This is a genomic window from Psychrobacter sp. CCUG 69069 (assembly GCF_021023115.1).
Classification (GTDB): domain Bacteria; phylum Pseudomonadota; class Gammaproteobacteria; order Pseudomonadales; family Moraxellaceae; genus Psychrobacter; species Psychrobacter namhaensis.
The window spans coordinates 17,489-38,960 of the sequence record NZ_QQAI01000015.1 but is presented as its reverse complement, the minus strand read 5'-3'; the positions used below and the strand labels follow the sequence as shown (position 1 = coordinate 38,960).

Genomic DNA, 21,472 nt, shown 5'->3' with positions numbered 1-21,472 from the left:
TCAACCGAGCGATCTTCACACCAACAAATGATTGTCTTGTTCAGGAATGATCAGCTCTTGTTTTAGAGGAAGCTCGCGCACCAACTCTTGCAAAGCACGACGATAGACTCCTCGTTTAAAGTGAATCACTTGTCCAAGTGGATACCAGTAGCTGACCCATTGCCAATGATCAAATTCTGGCTTTCCTTCATCAAAGCGAATATGTTGAGTATTTGGCTCATCTAAGCGGAGCAAAAACCATTTTTGTTTTTGCCCAATACATAAAGGGTACTGTCCATGCCGCACATAGCGTTTTGGCAGTCGATAACGCAACCAATCTTGCGTCACTGCCAATAATTCTACATGACGTGGATGCAGGCCGACCTCTTCCCAGAGCTCGCGATACATCGCATCCATCGGCGTCTCCCCGCGGTCGATACCACCTTGCGGGAATTGCCAAGCATTGTGACCAATACGTTTTGCCCACAGAACTTGCCCTTGTGTATTTGCCAAGATGATGCCGACGTTGGCGCGAAAGCCGTCTGCATCTATCATGACTAAACCTTTTTAATTTGTTTAAAGTACCGCTTATTTCGACCTGATACCATGACAGCAAGCATAATTATTATAGGGTGATTGTTATCGCTATCAGGCAAAAATAAGATTCATTACCGTTATTAAACCAAGAAACAAGCAAAATGTGTAACAGTATTTTGCTATAAAATGTTTCACGAGTTTAACCGTTTAAAATCAATGGTTTATAATTGGGCGTTTTTCGGTCTACATCACAGATATTTTTATGGTTGACGACTGATTCATGGCCAGCCGCTCAGTAAAGGGATAAACGAAGAGGCTTTTAGGTAAGTGATGTCTTTATAAAATCTGGTTTGGGCTTATGCTACACTAACCCAATAAACGATGGTATAAAATCATAATAGCCTACCTCGATAATCAGTTTTTTAAGTAAAAAAAACCAATTAAAAAGAAGCCAATTAAAAAGCAACTAAGGGAAATCTAAGATGTCAGAATCAAAAGCAAGCGTTACGTGGCAAGAAAATAAAGCATTTATGGGCGTCTCACCGTCAGGACATGAGGTACAAATCGATGCCGATAAGGAGAAAGGGGCAAGCCCGATGGAGCTTATTTTGTTAGGGCTTGGCGGCTGTGCGAGTTATGATGTGGTATCGATTCTGCAGAAATCTCGCCAAGAGGTACAAGATGTACGTTGTGAGTTGACCGCCAAGCGTGCTGAAACAGTACCAGCGGTATACACTGACATTCATATGCATTTTGTTGTGACGGGTCAAAACATTAAAGACAAACAAGTTGAAAAGGCTGTGAATCTATCAGCAGAAAAATACTGCTCGGCCAGCCGGATGTTGGCACAAGGCGGCGTGAATATCACGCATGATTTTGAAGTTATCGCAGGGTAGGGGCAAAGAAAATAATGAATGCACTCTTTGGATTGGTCCCTGATATCGCTGCCTCTGCAATATGGGCCATGGTGGTAGCAAGCCTACTGCCGCTTTTAATGGCGTTGACAGCAAAAATCATTGGTGGCTTTAGTCTGACTGACAATGCGCATCCGCGTGATTTTCTGCAGCGTACGACGGGTGCGGCCGCACGTGCTAACGCAGCACAGCAAAATAGCTATGAAACCTTGCCGGTATTTTTGGCAGCAGTACTGGTGGCCATGTTGTTCTTTGTGCCGCAACTGATTATCAATACATTGGCTTGGCTGTATGTGTTGATTCGTATTGGGTATTGCGCGGCGTACATCACCAATTTGGCGACATTTCGCTCCATCCTGTGGGTGTTATCGATTGCTTGTTGTTTGATGTTATTTTACTTAGCGATTCGAGTCAGTGTTTAACGACAGATAGTGATAAACATCCTTTTTTTAATATAAAAGCAGTGAATTATTCGCCTACACTGGTGTACAGTGCGCTAATAATTGCTGCTTTGTTTTTTTCTCGTTTGATACCTTCCCACAGGGTTTGCGCCTCACGATAACCTTTGGTCAGCATACCCAGCCACTGCTTATAGCGACCCACTAAAACCACGTCATTTTTAGCTGCGCCCTCTAAGAATTTAATCTGATGAGCGATCAGATCTTGCCACAATAGTATCGTCGTATTTTCTGAATTTTTATGACGGTCACTATCGACTTGTGCAATCAAATCGGGACGAGTGACTGCGCCGCGACCTAACATTAGGTGGGGGGTTGCTGCTTGAGTCATACAATCCTTTGCTTGCTCTGCTGTCCATATCTCGCCATTGGCAATCACTGGAATGCTAAGCGCATTAAAATTTTGGATTTTATCCCAATAGGCAGGCGGCTTATAGCCTTGGGTTTTTGTGCGGGCATGAATGGTCAGCCAATCAGCGCCGCTAGAAGCAATGGCTGCGCGAATGTCATCCATGCGACTGGTGTCGGTATAGCCCAAACGAATCTTCGCAGACACAGGAACATCGGTAGGTACAGCTCGACGCACGGCGCTGATAATGTCGTACATCACTTCTGGTTCATCAAGCAGCACTGAGCCGCCACGATGACTATTGACGGTCTTAGCAGGACAACCAAAGTTGATATCAATGGCTGGTGCGCCAAGCTCACAAGCATAAGCCGCATTTTCTGCCATGAGCTGCGCGTCGCTACCGAGTAGCTGTACGTGAATGGGCGTGCCTGATGCTGTCTTGGCGCCATGGTGCAGCTCAGGGACGTATTTATAAAATACGTGAGCAGGCAAGAGATGCTGAGTGACTCGAATAAACTCACTGACTGACCAATCATAAGGACGGCCCAAGTCGGCGGCAATTTGCGTTAAGATTTGCCGCATCAAAGGATCGGTCAAACCCTCCATGGGTGCAAGGAGGCGCACAGGGTCAGCAAATAACTGGTGTATGGTGTTTTGTCGTGCTTGAAGCTGCTGATTATGGTTCATGCTTGTTATTCACTGCTAAGAAGTCGTTATAAATAGATCAAGGTTTTAGGTTGATCGATAATACTAAGAAGGGTTAAGTGTTGCCGAAAATCACTTTTTTGCCCGTCTGTAATCCTGATATCAAGTCTTTAATATTATGAATATCCAAATTACTCTGCGCGCGCGTACAGGCGACATAAAGCAAGCGCAATTCTTCTGGGCTTATTTTGACAGCATTGGTGGTGACATCATAATAAAAGTCATCATCCAATTGTACTTTTCCCCATTCAAGCCCTTTGGCTTTATGGGCCGTGGAGATGACATAGTCAGCATTTTCGATACTGGTTAGGCTGTTGACCGCTTGGCTGAGCACATTGGTGCCATGATCGTCGACCAATTTGACTAGGGTTTTTAGATCGCTGCCCTCAGAGGTTTCGGCGTACTCTTGTACATCACCCCAATTATAAAAATACGCCAGCTCGGGTACGCCGTAAGCGGATTTGCCGTTTTTTAAATTTTCTGCCGCCTGACAGAATTTGAGCATGCGATCGGTATCGGCTTGTAGCGCCACCCGATGGCCAAGTTTAAGACCCGTCAATAGCTGCGCCATGGCCGCGGCATTGGTACGGCACAAAATGGCATCTTTTTTACTGTGTACCATGCCTTTGTCGGTAGAGGATTGTTTATTGGGATTGCCTTTTAGCGGTACGTCTTCTTGCAAGGCTTTTAATAGAGTATTGGCCACTTCTGCAATCGGCTCACCAAAGCGAAAAGACTGGGTCAATAAGGTTTGCGGTAGGGGAAGTTTTTTCATGGCGTTGACTGCACCGCGCCATTCGTAAATCTGCTGATGCGCGTCACCCACATAAATCACTTGCCGTGGCTGCTGAGTCAAAATCCCCATCATCAAGGGATCAGCATCTTGCGCTTCATCAAATAAGATAAAGTCCGCTGGAATGCTGGGCTTAGACAACGCCCAAAGCTTGAGATAAATGTCATGTCCGATACCGGCAGGATGACGGGCATCGATCGACTGTAGCCAGCGCTGCTCAACGGCAGGGTAGAGCATCTCACGTAGCTGCTCTGCATCTGACGCATCGAGCCAGCTGGGAAACAATATATGTCTGGGAGCAGGATAGCTGGCATGGGTACTACAAAAATTGCTCACAGCATCGCTGACGAATCGCGACAGACGAGCTGGCGTCAGGGTAATGTATTTATTCACGCCATCCATTTGCCGACGTACTTGCACAGGTTGCAATCCCAAATCATCACCGAGACGTTTGGGAGAAAAGCGTGGCAACGACAGTTTGGCGGTAATATCGCGAGCGACATGACGGTAGGCCAGCGAGTGAAAGGTGCGACATTCTACATGGGGCGGAAACTTGGAGCGAGCATCATTGGCAATGGCTTTGTTAAAAGCCAAGTACAAACCGCGTCCACGTAGACGTTCACCGATCAGTTTTAGTGTCGTCGTTTTACCAGCGCCCGCATAAGCGACCACTTTAAATGACTTGTGATCCATTGCCATATTCAGCGCACTCAGCTGCTCGTCAGTGGGATCGCTCATATAAGCTGGCATAGATGCGGACATAATAAAGCTACCTAAAATACGAAAAGGGATTAAAAACAACGACGGCAAAAAAAGCCACTGCATAAACAATGGCTGATAGACGATAGTGATGCTCAATCGTGATAATAAGCACTGAGCTCATTCATGGGATAAGAGAAAAACAAAATAATGGTAAATTAAAACATTATTCTTTTCTATTGAATAGATTTATATCAAACCACGTAAGGACATTAAGTCTTTTATTCTTTATCTATTGAGGCAAGAGCAGGGCTAGGCTCATCTTTGATTAAAATTTTAGCCAAAAACAATCCAAGCTCAAACAATAACCACATTGGAATCGCTAGCATCAACATTGATACGCCATCAGGCGGCGTGACGACGGCCGCCACGGCAAAACAACCAACAATAATATAACGACGTTTATCTTCTAGGCTCTGAATGGAGACAATGCCAGCCAATATCAATAGCAAGGTCACCACTGGAATCTCAAACGTTAACCCAAACACCATAAATAATTTTAAGGCAAAGTTTAGATAACTATCGATATCCGTCATCGGTAGGACGTTTTGCGGGGCAAACATGATAAAGAATTTCAACACGCCTTTTAGCACGATAAAATAAGAGAAAGCCACGCCAGCATAGAATAAAAAGATAGAAGACAGAAGCACTGGTATAGCGATTTTCTTTTCTTTTTTATACAAGCCAGGCGCGACAAATGACCAGATTTGGTAGAGAATATAGGGCATCGCCAAAAACGCGGCAACAAAAACGGTCAGTCGTATCGGTGCCATAAAGTTGGAGGTGATGTCTGTCGCAATCATCGTCGAGTTGGCAGGCAACTGGGCGACTAACGGATCTGACAAAAAATTATACAGCTCGCGTGAAAACCCTGCTAAACCCAAAAATATCACCAGTACCGCCACACATATTTTGATGAGGTGTCTACGCAGTTCAATCAGATGCTCAGTAATAGGCATATCAGCCAACGCATTTAAAACCTCGCCAGACTCCTTGTCATGGTCTGCCTTTGCCGTTGCTTTAACGTCTGGAATATCTGGGTGAGCCACGCCTGAATCAGTGATTTTTTCTTGGCGGCTTTTTTTGCGTTTGAACAATCCCATTATTTGGTTTCCTGCTGATTTACAGAAGCCTGTGGCTTTAAGGGCTTGTCCAAATGAGCGTTTAATAACGTATCGGCCTTATAGTTCGGTAAGTATGGCGGCATAGGCAGACGACGCGCCTTGTCATAAGCACCTAGGCGAAACCACATGTTTTCCCATGGTCTGGTGATCATGGGTTGAGCAACTGGCAGAGCATTGCTACGGTTGGCCGCGCCTACACCATCATCGTTGAGATTGTGCTTTGGTTCTGGACCGACTGCTGCGTGCTCTTTATTCGTGACGGTGGTATGGGTAGTCTTTATCGAATGGCTTTGCGAGCTTTCAAACTCTTTTATATTGCCCCGCATCTCAGCCATCTCTCGCCTCATCTCTGCTTCAGTTTGGCGAATTTTAGCCAGCTCTTTTTGCATTTGTTGCCGTGTCTCAGCTAAGTCCAGCTCCGCCTCTATTTCAGACTGTAGGGTGGAGACCGTGCGACGAATCTTGGCATACCATTGCCCAGCGGTACGCGCTGCCTGGGGCAGTTTTTCTGGGCCCAAGACAATGAGGGCGATAACGCCAAAGAGGAGTAATTCAGAAAACCCAATATCAAACATAACGGCTGAATGTCACTATTTTAAATGAAGCAGGCTAGAGGCTGTAAGCGTTATACATTGTGCTTGTCATCAGCAGGCGCAGTATGAATATCGCTATCATTCACCTTTTTGTTTGCTGGATGTTCTGTTGTACGTGCATTGCCCTCGTGGTCGAGGACAACATGCTTTTTGGCATGATCGCTCTCTTCGTCTTTGACCGCTTCTTTAAAGCCTTTGACCGCACCGCCCAAATCTTTGCCAGCATTCCTGAGTTTTGAGGTGCCAAATACGACAACCACCACAACCAACAGTATCAGCCAATGCGTAATAGAAAAACTACCCATAATGGTATCCTTGTGACTTGGTTTTCAGTCTTTATATGCGTGCTTTGAGTTTATAAAAGCGTGAAAATAAAACAAAAAGCATCGATATATAGTTTGAAGTGAAACAGAGCTATATTATAACCTGCCCTTATGACAAAAAGGTGAAAGCAACCACAATCAAATAGATTAGGCGCTTATTTTGTCATTTTACAAGTTAACGCGCGGCTTTTTCATCGATTCCTGAGAGACCAAAGCGCCGACCCAGCTCGTTTAATACGGCATCTGACTCTATATCGAACCACGCCAGTCCAACCAAGGTATGAAACCAGACATCCGCCACTTCATAAATAAGCTCATGACGGGCCTCATCGTACTGCGCTTTGTCTTTATTTTTATCACAATGGGCAAAGTCTTTGGCAGCGATGATACTCTCCGTACTCTCTTCACCAACTTTTTCTAATATCTTATTCAATCCTTTAGCGTACAAGCTGGCCACATAAGAGCTGTCAGCATCGGCTTGTTTTCGCTCTACCAATACCTGATCCAGTTGTTGTAACACCGAGCTTTTATCAACGCGTGCTTGGCCCGTGTCAGAGTTGGCAGTTGCGCGAGTGTTTTTGGTTTGAGAATTGGCACTGGTAGACTCATGGGCCTGATAAATATCAGCAGGGTCTTTTAGGACTTTATCAACCGTCTGCCATTCTGGTGTTTGGCCAGACAAATCTAAACGCTGGTAAAAACAAGACTCGCGCCCAGTGTGGCAAGCAATGCCACCCGCTTGGGTGACACTAAGCACAATCACATCGGCGTCACAGTCCAAGCGAATATCGTGTACTGTCTGAGTGTGACCTGACGACTCTCCTTTGTGCCACAATTTGGCACGCGAGCGCGAAAAATAAACCGCGGTTTGTGTTTGCGCAGTCAATTGCAGTGCGTCGCTATTCATCCAAGCCATCATCAAAATACGACCTGACTTGTGATCTTGAGCAATTGCCGGAATTAAACCATCAGCATTAAAATTTATGGCGGTCAGCCAAGCAGGTAAAGTCATAATATGTCTATCATCTTATAGTGAAAAAGTAAAAAAAGGGTAAGGGGTTAGCCATTGACCATTCTATGGATGGTCTGAATGATTTGAGTCAGACTGTTATCGGTATAAGGGCAACGTTTGAGTCAGTTGCTGTTTAAGCTGACACACTGTTATTGTACGTGCGCCTGATGTATAGCGTCATTTTAATGCTTAAACAGATGCGGATACAATGCTTCTTTGATCGTGTGATCAAGCGGAGTTGTCTTATTCAGGCGAAAGTCATAATTGACAAAATGCTGCCGTGCTTTTGCCACCGTTTCACCCGTGTACATACGGGTGACTCTTGTCATCAAGTTGCCGCCCTTATCATACAGTGGCTCAACGCCCACCTCAAACAATAGCTCTTCACGCACCCGTACACGGCTCATGATATGTAGCTGTAACTCATCAACCACTAAGCCTTGATAGTCCGCGTTGACCTCTTTAATACCTTTAGAATATAAAAATCTTAAGCGTGCCTCAGATAATAAAGCGGTCAGGGATTCAAGCGTCATATATTGCCCAGTATCGATTTCGGTATGACGCACACGCATTACCGTCTCGAAGACGAATAGATCATTATCAAAGTTTAACTCATGTTTTGACACGTTATCTCCTAGACTGATTGCAGGTGATGAGCTCTGCTTATCATGGGATAGGTGGGCTGCGTCATAATGATTATGACCATAGGATGTAGAGTCAATAAAAGTGGTCAATAGCGTTGCTTTATCGGTGCTTAGATTATACCAAAGCTTAGTGTTACTAAAGCACAGCTGCAACTGACATTCAATCTATTTAGAAAAATATTCGTCGTTTTATTAGGATGCTGTATGAGCAGATCGTCACTCAGCTCATACAGGTTGTTTGTCTTTATGGGCGACTAGAAGAGAGCCAAAACTTTACTTGGCAAAACAACGTGCTATCTGCTAAAATAGCGCCTCCCACCTCGAGGCAAATAGAGAGATAGTTGTTGTTTATATGATGATTATTCATTATTACTATTTGACGACCAGGTTCTAACACAGAAAAAGAGGCAAATCATCATGAAAGTTAAGATGAAAACCAGAAGCGGTGCCGCTAAACGCTTCAAAAAAACAGCGAACGGCTTTAAGCGTAAGCAAGCATTCAAAAGCCATATTTTGACCAAGAAATCAGCTAAGCGTATTCGCCAGTTGCGCGGTCTTAAGATGGTGGACAAGTCTGACGAAGCAGCAGTTCGTCGTATGTGCCCATACATCTAATAGCCTATTGTCACTTGTGTTTAATTAAAAATTATTTGATTAAAGATATCTGACTTTGCAATCTGACAACGATGTCTATTATTCAATGACATCGTGATTCGTTTAACAATGATTAAAGAAATCTTGGAGTAAATTATGGCCCGTGTAAAACGTGGTGTACAGGCAAATCGCCGTCACAAAAAAATCTTAAAGCGCGCAAAAGGCTACTACGGTGCCCGTTCACGTGTTTACCGCGTAGCGGTACAAGCAGTGACCAAAGCTGGTCAATATGCATATCGTGACCGTCGCAACAAAAAACGTACTTTCCGTCGTCTTTGGATCGCACGTATCAATGCTGGTGCACGCTTAAACGGCTTAAGCTATAGCCGCTTTATCAATGGCATGAAAAAAGCTAACATCGCCATCGATCGTCGCGTTCTAGCAGACATCGCTATGCATGATGCAGCGACTTTCACAGCATTGGTCGAAAAAGCAAAAGCGGAATTGGCCTAAATATTACCCATCCTTTAGGTATCAGGCTTACTTAAGCAAGTATCTAAACGGATAGGACTAATATTGATTAATAGTACGATATTAATAAAAGCTACCGCTGGTCGGTGGCTTTTTTTATATTAAATTATTTTAAGCGTATGCGATGTTGGACTTTATTGACGTCAAAACACGCTGATCACCGTCTAAATATTCAAGCCATTCATATCATCTGTCTTTGTACTAAAATGACTGGGTAAATGGTTTGCAATATTTGGTCAAATCCCTACAATTAACAGCCCGTTTAAATCAGGAATAATGCGTCTTATGACTACCCCTGCCGCCACCAACGACTTGTCGGCGCTACCGACCTTGTCCTCAGAGCTCAATGAGCTTAATGAAGCTCAGCTTATCGAGTTTGCGAGTGCCGCTGAAGCTTTAGTTCTGCAAGTAACCGATGCGCGTACCCTACAAGACTTACGAGTGCAATTGACTGGTAAGAAAAGCCCATTAACGGGCTGGTCAAAGCAGATGGGTAAGCTCGATGCTGACGATAAAAAGACCTACGGTGGCTGGTTGCATCAGGTGCGTAGCCGCATTCAGCAAGCACTGAGCGATCAGCAGCAGCAGCTTGAGATCGCCGCGCTCAATGCCAAGTTAGAAGCCGAGAGTATTGATATTACGTTACCTGCTCGCGGTGGGCAAAAGGGTCACTTGCATCCAGTCACCATGATTACCCAGCGTATGCAGCAGTACTTTGTTCAAGCAGGCTTCAACGTGGCAACTGGTCCTGAAGTTGAGAGCGATTATTACAACTTTGAGGCGCTAAATATTCCGTCGCACCATCCAGCCCGCGCGATGCACGATACTTTTTATTTTGATGCGCATTATTTACTGCGTACGCATACCAGCCCGGTGCAGATTCGGACCATGGAAAAGAATGAGCCGCCGATTCGTATTATTTGCCCCGGCCGTGTGTATCGCAATGATTCAGACCAAACCCATTCACCGATGTTTCATCAACTAGAAGGGCTCATGGTCACAGAGTCGAGTACTTTTGCTGAGCTAAAAGGGTTGATTAGCGAGTTTTTAGAGGCGTTTTTTGCCAAAGAGCTGACCGTACGTTTCCGTCCTTCATTTTTCCCATTTACAGAGCCTTCTGCTGAAGTAGACATCCTCGACGATAATGGCAAATGGCTTGAAGTGATGGGCTGCGGCATGGTGCATCCACAAGTGCTGACCAACTGCGGTATCGATAGCGACAAATACACAGGTTTTGCTTTTGGCATGGGGATTGAGCGCTTTGCGATGCTGTATTACGGCATCGATGACTTGCGTTTGTTTTTCCAAAACGACGTACGCTTCTTAAAGCAATTTGGCTAGAGTTTCGTTGTTAATACGTCTACCTTTACTCCAAAAATTTGATTCGAGATATTTATGAAAATTAGCGAACAGTGGCTACGTCAATGGGTAAATCCCGATAATACCAGTGAGCAATTGGCTGAACAGTTGACCATGGCAGGACTAGAGATTGATGATCGCTATGCGGTTGCCCGTGCATTCAGTGGCGTGGTCGTCGGTGAAGTCATCAGCATCGAGCAGCATCCAGATGCGGATAAGCTACGCGTCACACAGGTGAATATCGGTGACGCTGAGCCCGTACAAATTGTCTGCGGCGCACCCAACGTTACTGTTGGTATGAAAGCACCAGTGGCTACCGTTGGGGCCGTATTGCCAAGCGACGATAAAAAAGGGTTTAAAATTAAGAAGAGCAAGCTGCGCGGTGTGGCCTCAAACGGTATGCTCTGCGGCGCATCCGAGATTGATTTAACCGATAGCATTGATGGTCTGCTTGAGCTGCCAGCTGATGCACCAGTCGGTACCGATATCCGTGACTATTTAGGCTTAGACAATCAGATATTGGATATCTCAATCACCCCAAACCGTGGCGATTGCTTTAGCGTACGCGGTATTGCCCGCGAGATATCGGTCATTAACAATTTGCCGATGCAAATGCCAGAGATCCCTGCCAATGTGGCAGTTACTGATAACGGCGCTGATACGCCTACGCCCGCCGTAACCGTCAGTGCAATAGAAGCGTGTCCACGTTATTTGTTGCAATCTATTAGCAATATCGATCGTAGTATCGACACACCAAAATGGATGCAAGACGCGCTGGTGCAATCCGGATTACGTTCGCATAACTTCTTAGTCGATGTGACCAACTATGTGTTGATGGAGTTGGGGCAGCCGCTACATGCGTTTGATGCCGATACGATCAAAGGCGATATCGTGGTGCGTTTGGCACAGCCTGAAGAAAGCCTGACGTTGCTCAATGAGCAGACCATTACCTTAACGGGTGATGAGTTAGTGATTGCCGATGACAAAGGGGCGTTAGCACTTGCTGGTATCATGGGCGGTCAGCGTAGTAGTGTCACCGACAGTACGACCAACATCGTCTTAGAAAGTGCTTTTTTTAACCCGTTAGCGATTGCTGCACGCGCACGCCGCTTTGGTCTTCATACTGATGCATCACAGCGCTTTGAGCGTGGAGTGGATTTTGAGTTACCAGAGATTGCGCTCGCACGAGCTTGTGATTTAATCACTAGCATTACGGCGGGGCAAGCTGGACAGATCGTGACAGTTGAGCACTCTAAATATCTGCCAGTGTGCGCGCCCATCACGTTGCCAATCGCTAAAGTCCGTGACGTTATTGGTATTGAGATTGATCCATCAGAGATGGTGCGTATCTTAATCCAACTGGGTTTTGACGTAGAGCAACAGAGCGACGCGCTGGTTTGCAAGCCGCCGTCTTATCGCTTTGATATGAGTATCCTCGAGGACTTGATCGAAGAGATTGCCCGCATCTATGGCTATGACAATATTCCAAGTGTCTTGCCGCATTTGCAAGTGAGTATGGATTATGACGATACCGCAGACTTGATTCATGAGATGAAGCTGGCGCTGGTCGACAACGGCTATATGGAAGCGATTAGCTTTAGCTTTAGCGATGCAAAACTAGAAGCCTTGCTCGATGATGAAGCATTGGGTGAGGTTTTGGCATTGGCCAACCCAATCTCTAGTGATTTGGCGGTGATGCGCCGTACTTTGCTCTCTAGCTTATTGCCATGTGTACAGTACAATCTAAACCGTCAGCAGCCACGTGTCCGTTTTTTTGAGACAGGCCTTAGCTTCGTCGGTCAGAGCGTGAGCGACTTGGTCCAAACACCAAGTATTGCTTTGGTGGCAGTGGGTGACGTATGGGATGAGCAAGCTTATCAAAATCGTGCGCTAGATTTTTATGACTTAAAACACGATATTGAGCAACTGCTACCAGCGCAAATCGATAGCGCCCGTATTCGCTATGAGCGTAGTGGGCTTGCCTTCTTGCACCCCGGCCAAAGCGCTAAATTATATATCGACGACGTATACGTTGGTTGGCTAGGTCAGTTGCATCCAAGCACGGCCAAACAGTTGGATTTGCCTACGACATGGGTGGCTCAATTGTCACTTGCGCCGTTGCTGACTCTCGCCCGTGAGCAGCATGCGATCACCACGCCTAGTAAATTCCCACAAGTACGTCGCGACATTGCCATCTTAGTAGATAGCGATACTAGCGTACAAACGCTAGCGTCAACGATACGTACTGCTGCCGGTAATCTATTGACCGATCTTTGGTTGTTCGATGTTTATCAAGGTGACAACGTACCAGCAGGACAGCGTTCATTAGCTTTTGCATTAGTGTGGCAAGACAGTACGCAAACCTTGTCTGACGAAGCAGTAAAAACGGCCACTGATAAGGTGGTGCAAGCGCTGGTTGACCAACACGCAGTGCAGCTGCGTGACAGCTAAAATTTGTTATCGTTAACACGTGATGCTCTATAGTCTTTTCATTTTTGAGGCTATAGAGCATTGCTATTTGTAAAAACTGTTATTGATAGGGCGTGCTAAGTGGTTATTAATAAAGGACTTTAATGCAATCTTTGTGAAAAAGAAGGCAAAAAACCTTTATAATAGCTACCCTCATACCGCTAAACCATGATATTTGACATCACGACATAGCATAGGAGTCGTACTGTGAGCACCTTAACCAAATCTGACATGATTGAGCATTTGATGAGTCATCTTAACCTCACACGCCAAGAAGGCCGCTGTTTGGTGGAGAGTTTTTTTGATGAATTGTCAGAGAGTTTGATTGATGGCAAAGAGGTCAAGCTTTCAGGCTTTGGCAACTTCGAACTGAAAGATAAAAATAGCCGTCCAGGTCGTAATCCTAAAACAGGAGAGCCTGTTGCAGTATCTGCACGCCGTGTGGTGACCTTTAAAACGGGACAAAAATTCCGTCAAAAAGTCGATGAGCGTCTGTTTGATGCTTAATGTAAACTGGCGCAGTTACTTTGTTGATAATTTAACTATTGACGCTATCGCCTTGTAAGGCATCAAATGGTTGGTGGCTTACACTAACTACTTAGAGGCGGCAACGAAAATGAAATATGAGTCATATTTATTAAGGCCTATAAAATAATAGGCATAAAAAAAGAGAGCACACGCTCTCTTTTTTACTACAGTCTATTTATCGCTTATGCAATAAAAATTACTGAGCTTCTTCAACAACTACAACTTCGTCAGCAGCGTCAACAGCTGGATCAGCAACTACAGGTTCTGCCACTGTAGGATCTGTTAGGTCAGTTGCAGTAGCGTCGATGTCAGCTTCTGCTTCAGCAACCGCCGCTTCAGCATCAGCAACTCCAGTTTCCGCTTCAGCAGTAACTTCGCCTTCAGCAGCAGCTTCGTTTAGCTCTTCTGAAGCGTCTTGTACTTCTTCTTGCGCATCAGCTAAATCTTCAGCAGCGTTTTCTTTGTTGCTGTCACAGGCAGTTAGGCCCATAGTTGCAGTCATGATACCAGCTAAAGCAAGTAATTTAAGTTTCATAAGGTTTTCTCCGGAAAAATGAAATGAGCAGTAGCAGCGAAAAAGGTTGAAATCCGAGATTTCCCAGAGTTCAACTAATCTAAGTCACAGCTACTCAGCTTCCACGCATTCTATACGTTTTCTATCTAAATAGAAATAGGTTGTACAATTAAGTAACAATAAAAGTGAAAAATAATTTTTTACTTTGTTTACTTAATATAATTTCTCATACAAACATTTGAATTAATCATCGTATAATCAATGACATCAAGCCGTTAGCAGAGTTTTTCGCTGTCTTGATTTCTCTCTATTTTCTCAGTCATTATGCGAATTATATAGTTAGAATTGGTAAGCGAGACGTGTGTTTTTGTTAGTAATAGGCAAAACATTTAGACACTCGTTCACAGCACTGACTGACACATTAAAAGGTAGGAAATTGACACAGTAAACTAAGCTATACAAGCGAGGATTAAACTAAAAACCACATAACGGCAAAACTATCAATAATAACTATCAATACGAATAGCGGTATATATCGTATGGTTGAGGAATAATAATATGAAATGGCAAGGCAGACGAGGCAGTTCTAACGTACGTACAAGCAAGGGGGGCGGAAAGCTGATCGGTGGTGGCATCGGCGGTATTGTTATTGCGGGTATTTTGTGGTTGGTGTTTGGCGTAAATCCAATGACCGCTTTGCAAACGGGTCAAGTAGTAACGGGAGGGGGCGGTACCTCTACCGAACCTGCGACCAGTACCGACCGAGATACGCAGTTTGTAAAAGTGGTGTTAGCGGATACAGAAGAGGTCTGGCATCAGATATTTAGTGAAGCGGGGAGCACTTATAAAGAGCCTTCTTTGATATTGTTTAATGGTCAAGTCAGTTCAGCCTGTGGAAGTGCCAGCGCGGCAACAGGTCCGTTTTATTGTCCAGGGGATCAGACGGTTTATTTGGATACGTCGTTCTTTGTAGAGATGCGTCAAAATCTTGGAATTGCAGGTGACCAGCAAGGCTCTGGTGGTCAAGACAACCAAGGCAAGGCTGGTGATTTTGCTCAGGCTTATGTCATCGCCCATGAAGTCGGTCATCATGTACAGACACTGCTTGGCATTACCCAGCAAGTTGGTGAGGCTAGTCGCCAAGTCACGCGGGCAGAAGCCAATAAGCTGTCAGTATTACAAGAGCTACAGGCGGATTGTTTTGCGGGGGTTTGGGCGCAGCGTAATCAAGAGCGTGTACAGTTTTTGGAAGCGGGTGATATCGATGAGGCCATCAATGCCGCCGGCCAAATCGGTGATGATCGCTTAGCACGAGCCAGTGGTGGGGCGGTAGTACCTGATAACTTCACTCATGGTACCAGTCAGCAGCGTATTCAGTGGTTTACCCGTGGACTGGAGAGTGGCAACGTACAGTCCTGTGATACTTTTAGTGGCGCTTTATAAAATAGTGGCGCTTTATAAAAATTAATAAACATGCCCAAAAAAGCCTGCAACGTCGATTGCAGGCTTTTTTATGTGCTAAGGCGTCTGGTTTAACGAGACTGCCTTACAATAGAGTGGCGTGATTCTTAAGTCTCTTAAGTAATGATACAGCGATTATCTGCTGTTATCAAGAATATACGCACCTGCACCACCAACGGCTGCCCCACCAAGGGCGCCACGAGCGATATCTTTACTGTCGCCACCACTTCTGATTAGAGCACCGGCCGCCGCGCCAGCCGCCGCGCCTTTGGCTGTATTACTCAAACCACTATTGTATCCACCAGTTGAGCAACCGCCCATAATAAGAGCCGAGCTAGTAAGAGCAGTCATTGCGATAGTTTTAGCAAATTTCATAGTATCACCTGTTAGGTTATCAAAATTAAAAAACGATATTTCCGTTGCCACTCATTTTAATGCGTCATGCTAAATTAAAACATCTGGGCAATGAGCTTAGAATAATCGATTGTGCTACCGCAAGAATCATTGAAGTGTGCAGTAAAAGGATTACAGTAAGGACGGCAAATATCTCAGAACTCCTACTACTATCAAGATTGATAGCAAAGTACATCTATACTGGCACCTATACTAACCTGTCTCACAGCTACTAGGCGTAGTAAAAGCGCTAAAGTTTGCAAACACCCTGTAAACTATGTTTCTCCACTGTATCGTTGCGAGGGCTTGGCCGAGAGCTGTTGTATTGATCAGCCGCTAATAGTTTCTACTACCCATCTTTTTACCGCTTGTAAAAAGAAAAAGACCGCACAAAGGCGGTCTTCATTAATGACGGTAAGTCTCTGCTGAGCCAACCGAAAAAGTATTGGGCTAAGCTTGGAACAGCGGATTAATTCTGTGATTTGCGCTTCATCTGTTCAAAGAACTCATCATTGGTCTTCGCTTCTTTGAGGCGATCCAATAAAAATTCTGTTGCTTGTACCCCATCCATCGGCTGCAGCAATTTACGCAAGATCCAAACTTTACGCAGTTTATCTTCATCGAGCAGACGCTCTTCGCGGCGTGTACCAGATTTTTTGATGTTAATCGCCGGGAAGACGCGCTTTTCTGCCAAGTCGCGCTCAAGGGTAATTTCTTGGTTACCCGTTCCTTTGAATTCTTCAAAGATAACGCTGTCCATCTTACTCCCAGTATCGATAAGGGCACTGGCAATGATGGTCAAGCTGCCGCCTTCCTCAACGTTACGAGCCGCACCGAAGAAGCGTTTTGGACGCTCTAGCGCATTAGCATCTAGACCACCAGTCAACACTTTGCCCGATGAAGGGATAACGGTGTTATACGCTCGGGCAAGACGAGTAATAGAGTCAAGTAGAATGACGACGTCTTGCTTGTGCTCGACCAAACGCTTGGCTTTTTCGATGACCATCTCAGCGACTTGTACGTGACGCTGCGGCGGCTCATCAAAGGTAGAGGCAACCACTTCACCGCGGACGGTACGTTCCATTTCGGTGACTTCTTCTGGACGCTCATCAATCAATAGGACGATAAGATAGCATTCAGGATTATTGCGGGTGATTGACTGAGCGATTGACTGTAGCAGCATCGTTTTACCGGCTTTTGGCGGTGCCACGATGATTGAACGCTGACCTTTACCAATCGGGGCGATGAGGTCAATGATACGTCCCGTCAAGTCTTCAGTGGTGCCATTACCAAGTTCCAGCTTTAGCTGTTCAGTGGGGAATAGCGGTGTTAAATTCTCAAAGATCAGCTTATGACGTGAACGATCTGGCGTGTCAAAGTTGATTTCGCCGACTTTTAGTAGCGCAAAATAACGCTCAGAATCCTTTGGCGGGCGAATCGTACCAGCGATACTGTCACCAGTCTTGAGGCTAAAGCGACGAATTTGACTAGGGCTGACGTAAATGTCGTCAGGGCCGGCCAAATAAGAGCCCTCTGACGAGCGCAAAAAGCCAAAACCATCCGGAAGAACCTCAAGCACACCGTCACCATAAATGGCTTCACCGTTACGGGCATGGGTTTTTAGGATGGCAAAGATAATGTCTTGTTTACGGCTACGCGCCATATTATCAAGTCCCATTTCTTTGGCGATGGCCAATAGCTCAGCGATTGATTTTTTCTTTAATTCAGTTAGATTCATAGGTAGGTCATTAGCAATTGATCAGATGAGAGATGCCATTAGCAGCACAAGTCACGACAGTGATTAAAACAGCGATAGTATGGTGATAGAGGGTGCGTGCACAGAGCTAGGGCTTATGTAGTTTGGGTGTTACGGGTCAGCTTATGTACGCATGGCAATCATGTGATGCAAGGTAATAAGAAATAAGGATAAAGAAGGCTACATAAGAGTCTGCGACAAAAACTCAATATCAGTCATTGTGTTTAGTCATTTCGTTTAGCAATGGTATTTATAACGACGATTGTGTTTTTGTTGATAAACACGAGGAGAATAGCGATAAGACACTTAGGAAAACCGTTAGTTTTCTCTTGTCAGCAGACTATACGGTTTTCGTAATGACGTTGTCAATAAATTTTGCCAAAAAAGTCGTAAAATGACGCTTTTTGCATAAAAAATAAGCAAAAAAGCCACTATCTGGGGGAGATAATAGCTTTTTTGATGATTCTATAGTGTGTACAGAGCGCTCGTATTAGGCTGGCTAAGACAAGCGACGCTTCACTTACAGATGCTTGTCTAGTACTTTTGCCAATTCAGCTTTTGGCTGTAGACCCATGACTGAGTCAACTTTTTCGCCGTCTTTGAACACAAATAGCGTTGGGATGTTACGGATACCAAAACGGCTTGCTGCCTGTGGGTTATTATCCACGTCGACTTTAACAATTTTAACTTTGCCTTGGTACTCAGTGGCTAGATCTTCTAAAATAGGGGCGATCGCTTTACAAGGACCACACCAAGTTGCCCAAAAGTCTACCAGTACTGGCACATCTGACTCCAACACATCTTGGTCAAAGTTTGCATCGGTGGTGTTTACAATAAGGTCTGACATAATTTTATCTCTCTTGTTTTATTGTTTCTATCGTCATTCATCAACTGATATATTGGTTCTATAATAGCGTGATGAGTGGCCAAAGAATCGTTTAGAAGTGGTAAAAATGTGCCATTATATTAACATGTTTGCTCACACTTGGCAGAGGCAGGCTGGTTAAATTGTTTAACAATTACGTTTAGCACAATAAATCGAACATAACGACACAGGTTGTGTTTTATCTGTCACGTGCTTTATCTGCGGTCATACTTGCCTACCAAGTCAGTATTGTCCCAAGTTTTAGTTCACAATTTATTTTAAATTTAGTCCATGAAGACCGATGACTTTCAATTGAAGTCTATTAATAATATAAGTAGCCCATTTTATGCCTTTTACTGATGAAGAAGTCGAAATCCTTAACGCGCAAGAAAACGCCTATCCGCCTAAATTTTTTCAAGCGTTTGCACAAGACATCACGGTTTATGAAGACGATGATATCTGGGTAGTTGACAAGCCAGCAGGGCTGTTAAGTGTCGATGGCAAAACGTTAAAAGTGAGTCTGCTTGCTCGTCTTGAGCGTGCCAATCCAGCGGTTAAGTTGATTCATCGCCTTGATATGGATACCTCAGGGCTGCTCATTTTTGCCAAAAATGCAGCGGCACAAACCCATATCAGTAAACAGTTTATCGAGCGGTTACCACAAAAAAAGTATCAAGCGCGGGTCTTTGGTCAGTGGGGGAGTGTGGGGGCTACTGGCGAGATATCAGTGCCAGTACGCTATGAGCCTAGCACAAAACCGCGCCATATCGTCGATCATGACTGGTCAAAGCATGCGTTAACTTTGTACGAAGTTGTGGCTCATGAGGAGTGCGGTGGTCAGCCCGTCACTCGGGTCATGTTAAAGCCTGTGACGGGACGTAGCCATCAGCTACGCGTCCACATGGTACATGTCGGTCATGTGATGATTGGTGACCCCATTTATGCTGAAGGCGCTGCATTGGACATTGCCCCAAGGCTCAATCTACACGCGCAGCAATTGCGCCTCAAGCATCCCACGCTTGGCGCATGGATGGACTGGGAAAGCCCGAGTCCTTTTTAGCGCGGTCGTTTTTTAGATTCGTCTGTGTTGGGGTAGCTTGTGTGAGAGGCGAGGACACACACGTTATGGTATGTTAATCGTTTATTGTGACTAAGCTTATGGTGTAAAAAAATCATGCAACTACAGGGATGAGATTATGCTTGATATGACTGCGGCCAAACAGGCTGTTAAAAATCGCTTCAAATCTAAAAAGTCTTTATCACATCCGCCAGTCGATTATGAGGTGCTTATTATCGGCGCTGGTATTGCAGGCATTGGTATGGCCTGCCGTTTACAACAACAAAAGCACAAAGGACGGTTTGGTCAGAAAAAACCGAAGCAGCATCAGCATAACAGCACTCAACGATTTGTGATATTAGAAAAACGAGCAGATTTGGGAGGGACGTGGGATTTATTTACTTATCCGGGGATTCGCTCTGACTCTGACGCGTTGACTTTTGGCTATAGCTTTCGCCCGTGGTTAGATCATCGGATGTTGGCAAAAGGCGCTGATATTAAGCGTTATGTTGCTGATACGGCGCGCGAGTTTGCTGTTACTGAGCACATTCGTTATCAGCATGAAGTGCAGCAGCTGTCTTGGTCAAGTAGTCATCAGCAATGGACAGCGATGGTTAAAAATCATCGTAGTGGTGAAGTGTTTACGCTAACCGCCAACTTCGTGGTGGGTGCAACTGGCTATTATGATTATGAGCAAGGGTATCGACCGTATTTTGATCAAGAAGCGGTGTTTCAAGGTCGTATTGTCCATCCGCAACATTGGCAAAACCTCAACTATCAAGACAAAAAAGTTGTGATCATCGGTAGCGGTGCCACCGCGATGACGCTATTGCCAGCTTTGGTGGATGAGGCAGGGGAACAATGTGCACGCCATGTCACCCTGTTGCAACGCTCGCCCACGTATGTGGCCAGTGTCGTCGGTGATGATTATGCGCTCGACTGGCTGTCTGGTAAGTTTTCCCCTTTATCAAAGGAGCAAGCTTATACGGTATTGCGCGCACGTAATGTGCTGATGCAACAAGGTATTTATCGCGCCGCCATCTTTGCGCCGAAGGTGATGAAAGCGTTGTTAAAACAGGGTGTTAAAAAAGAGCTAAAGGGCAGTAATGTGGATGTGGCGCATTTTGTGCCCGATTATAATCCTTGGGATGAAAGGCTTTGTGCGGTGCCAGACAGTGATCTATTCAAAGCCTTACATGGCCCACGTGCCCAAATGGTGACTGATGAGATTGACCAGTTTACGAAGACAGGTATCATGCTCAAATCTGGCAAACATCTGGATGCCGATATCATTGTGACAGCCACTGGGCTGCAATTACAAATGCTCGGCGGTGCTACCGTCTATATCGATGGTCAGGCGGTGGACATTGGCACTCGCATGACCTACAAGGCCGTCATGATTGAAGGTGTACCAAATATGGTAGCGCTATTTGGCTATACCAACGCCTCATGGACGCTAAAAATTGACTTGGCGTGTCAGTATGTCGTGCGCTTGCTGGGCTACATGCATCAGCATCGGTATCAAGTAGCACTGCCGCAAGCAAAAACTGACCGTGCCCAAGCGCACATTCAACCGGATACGGTCATGGGTGCTCTATCAGCAGGGTATGTTCAGCGCGCAAAAGACACTCTGCCCAAGCAAGGCGATCGCTATCCTTGGTACGTGACCAACAATTATCTAAGCGACCGCGTGATGCTTAAATACCGCAAAATAACAGACGACTGGCTACATTTTAGTCGCTAATGCTTAGGTTG

The 21,472-nt window shown here is 45.2% G+C and carries 22 protein-coding genes; 10 read left to right on the top strand and 12 right to left on the bottom strand.

What is annotated here, in order from left to right; all coding sequences use genetic code 11:
- Positions 1-15 precede the first annotated feature (15 nt).
- A complete protein-coding gene (locus tag DVY93_RS09965) occupies positions 16-534 on the bottom strand; it encodes an RNA pyrophosphohydrolase (RefSeq protein WP_193005547.1) in 519 nt (172 codons plus the stop codon).
- A 464-nt stretch (positions 535-998) separates the two neighbouring features.
- Here DVY93_RS09965 and DVY93_RS09960 point away from each other — a divergent pair, with 464 nt between their 5' ends.
- Both DVY93_RS09960 and DVY93_RS09955 read left to right on the top strand, forming a co-directional pair.
- Complete coding sequence (locus DVY93_RS09960) at positions 999-1,412, top strand: OsmC family protein (RefSeq protein ID WP_198334437.1); 414 nt, start codon at positions 999-1,001, stop codon at positions 1,410-1,412.
- Between the two features lie 14 nt (positions 1,413-1,426).
- A complete protein-coding gene (locus DVY93_RS09955) occupies positions 1,427-1,852 on the top strand; it encodes an MAPEG family protein (protein ID WP_193005545.1) in 426 nt (141 codons plus the stop codon).
- Between the two features lie 46 nt (positions 1,853-1,898).
- Here the strand turns inward: DVY93_RS09955 and DVY93_RS09950 are convergent, their stop codons facing one another.
- From DVY93_RS09950 to DVY93_RS09920, 7 genes are all read right to left on the bottom strand, one after another.
- On the bottom strand, positions 1,899-2,924 hold the full coding sequence (locus tag DVY93_RS09950; protein ID WP_198334438.1) for a tRNA dihydrouridine synthase: 1,026 nt from the start codon (positions 2,922-2,924) through the stop codon (positions 1,899-1,901).
- A gap of 73 nt (positions 2,925-2,997) precedes the next feature.
- Positions 2,998-4,497, bottom strand: coding sequence for a UvrD-helicase domain-containing protein (locus DVY93_RS09945; RefSeq protein ID WP_198334475.1), 1,500 nt, complete (start codon positions 4,495-4,497; stop codon positions 2,998-3,000).
- Between the two features lie 218 nt (positions 4,498-4,715).
- Positions 4,716-5,597: a twin-arginine translocase subunit TatC gene (tatC, locus tag DVY93_RS09940; protein WP_230710588.1), complete on the bottom strand. Its 882-nt coding sequence runs from the start codon at positions 5,595-5,597 to the stop codon at positions 4,716-4,718.
- Positions 5,597-6,193 (bottom strand): Sec-independent protein translocase protein TatB, encoded by a 597-nt coding sequence (gene tatB, locus DVY93_RS09935; RefSeq protein WP_230710586.1) that lies wholly within the window; start codon positions 6,191-6,193, stop codon positions 5,597-5,599. Before tatB ends, tatC begins: the two co-directional genes overlap by 1 nt.
- 50 nt (positions 6,194-6,243) lie before the next feature.
- Entirely contained in the window at positions 6,244-6,516 is a 273-nt protein-coding gene (gene tatA / locus DVY93_RS09930) for a Sec-independent protein translocase subunit TatA (RefSeq protein ID WP_198334440.1), read from the bottom strand.
- Between the two features lie 193 nt (positions 6,517-6,709).
- Entirely contained in the window at positions 6,710-7,546 is an 837-nt protein-coding gene (hisIE, locus tag DVY93_RS09925) for a bifunctional phosphoribosyl-AMP cyclohydrolase/phosphoribosyl-ATP diphosphatase HisIE (RefSeq protein ID WP_230710584.1), read from the bottom strand.
- A gap of 182 nt (positions 7,547-7,728) precedes the next feature.
- On the bottom strand, positions 7,729-8,172 hold the full coding sequence (locus DVY93_RS09920; RefSeq protein ID WP_230710582.1) for a thioesterase family protein: 444 nt from the start codon (positions 8,170-8,172) through the stop codon (positions 7,729-7,731).
- A 435-nt stretch (positions 8,173-8,607) separates the two neighbouring features.
- Here DVY93_RS09920 and rpmI point away from each other — a divergent pair, with 435 nt between their 5' ends.
- The 5 genes from rpmI (at position 8,608) to DVY93_RS09895 (ending at position 13,650) form a co-directional block, all read left to right on the top strand.
- Complete coding sequence (gene rpmI / locus DVY93_RS09915; RefSeq protein ID WP_011281253.1) at positions 8,608-8,805, top strand: 50S ribosomal protein L35; 198 nt, start codon at positions 8,608-8,610, stop codon at positions 8,803-8,805.
- Between the two features lie 135 nt (positions 8,806-8,940).
- A complete protein-coding gene (gene rplT / locus DVY93_RS09910; RefSeq protein WP_011281252.1) occupies positions 8,941-9,297 on the top strand; it encodes a 50S ribosomal protein L20 in 357 nt (118 codons plus the stop codon).
- 303 nt (positions 9,298-9,600) lie between these two features.
- Positions 9,601-10,656, top strand: coding sequence for a phenylalanine--tRNA ligase subunit alpha (gene pheS / locus DVY93_RS09905; RefSeq protein ID WP_230710580.1), 1,056 nt, complete (start codon positions 9,601-9,603; stop codon positions 10,654-10,656).
- Positions 10,657-10,710: 54 nt separating this feature from the next.
- Positions 10,711-13,125 (top strand): phenylalanine--tRNA ligase subunit beta, encoded by a 2,415-nt coding sequence (gene pheT, locus DVY93_RS09900; protein WP_230710578.1) that lies wholly within the window; start codon positions 10,711-10,713, stop codon positions 13,123-13,125.
- Positions 13,126-13,350: 225 nt separating this feature from the next.
- Positions 13,351-13,650 carry an integration host factor subunit alpha gene (locus DVY93_RS09895; RefSeq protein WP_193005535.1) on the top strand — a complete coding sequence of 100 codons (300 nt, stop codon included), beginning with the start codon at positions 13,351-13,353 and terminating at the stop codon, positions 13,648-13,650.
- A gap of 217 nt (positions 13,651-13,867) precedes the next feature.
- Here the strand turns inward: DVY93_RS09895 and DVY93_RS09890 are convergent, their stop codons facing one another.
- Positions 13,868-14,206 (bottom strand): hypothetical protein, encoded by a 339-nt coding sequence (locus DVY93_RS09890; protein WP_193005534.1) that lies wholly within the window; start codon positions 14,204-14,206, stop codon positions 13,868-13,870.
- A 537-nt stretch (positions 14,207-14,743) separates the two neighbouring features.
- On the opposite strand from DVY93_RS09890, the gene ypfJ reads away from it, so the two are divergent.
- Positions 14,744-15,628, top strand: coding sequence for a KPN_02809 family neutral zinc metallopeptidase (gene ypfJ / locus DVY93_RS09885; RefSeq protein ID WP_193005533.1), 885 nt, complete (start codon positions 14,744-14,746; stop codon positions 15,626-15,628).
- 153 nt (positions 15,629-15,781) lie between these two features.
- Here ypfJ and DVY93_RS09880 read toward each other — a convergent pair whose 3' ends face one another.
- From DVY93_RS09880 to trxA, 3 genes are all read right to left on the bottom strand, one after another.
- Positions 15,782-16,021, bottom strand: a complete 240-nt coding sequence (locus DVY93_RS09880; protein WP_193005532.1) for a hypothetical protein — start codon at positions 16,019-16,021, stop codon at positions 15,782-15,784.
- A 487-nt stretch (positions 16,022-16,508) separates the two neighbouring features.
- On the bottom strand, positions 16,509-17,777 hold the full coding sequence (gene rho, locus DVY93_RS09875) for a transcription termination factor Rho (RefSeq protein WP_068403707.1): 1,269 nt from the start codon (positions 17,775-17,777) through the stop codon (positions 16,509-16,511).
- A 538-nt stretch (positions 17,778-18,315) separates the two neighbouring features.
- On the bottom strand, positions 18,316-18,642 hold the full coding sequence (trxA, locus tag DVY93_RS09870; protein WP_193005531.1) for a thioredoxin: 327 nt from the start codon (positions 18,640-18,642) through the stop codon (positions 18,316-18,318).
- 364 nt (positions 18,643-19,006) lie between these two features.
- Here trxA and DVY93_RS09865 point away from each other — a divergent pair, with 364 nt between their 5' ends.
- On the top strand, positions 19,007-19,720 hold the full coding sequence (locus DVY93_RS09865; RefSeq protein ID WP_230710576.1) for an RluA family pseudouridine synthase: 714 nt from the start codon (positions 19,007-19,009) through the stop codon (positions 19,718-19,720).
- Positions 19,721-19,856: 136 nt separating this feature from the next.
- The gene (locus DVY93_RS09860; protein WP_230710574.1) at positions 19,857-21,461 is read left to right on the top strand and encodes a flavin-containing monooxygenase; all 1,605 of its coding nucleotides are present in this window, start codon (positions 19,857-19,859) and stop codon (positions 21,459-21,461) included.
- The last annotated feature ends 11 nt before the right edge of the window (positions 21,462-21,472 follow it).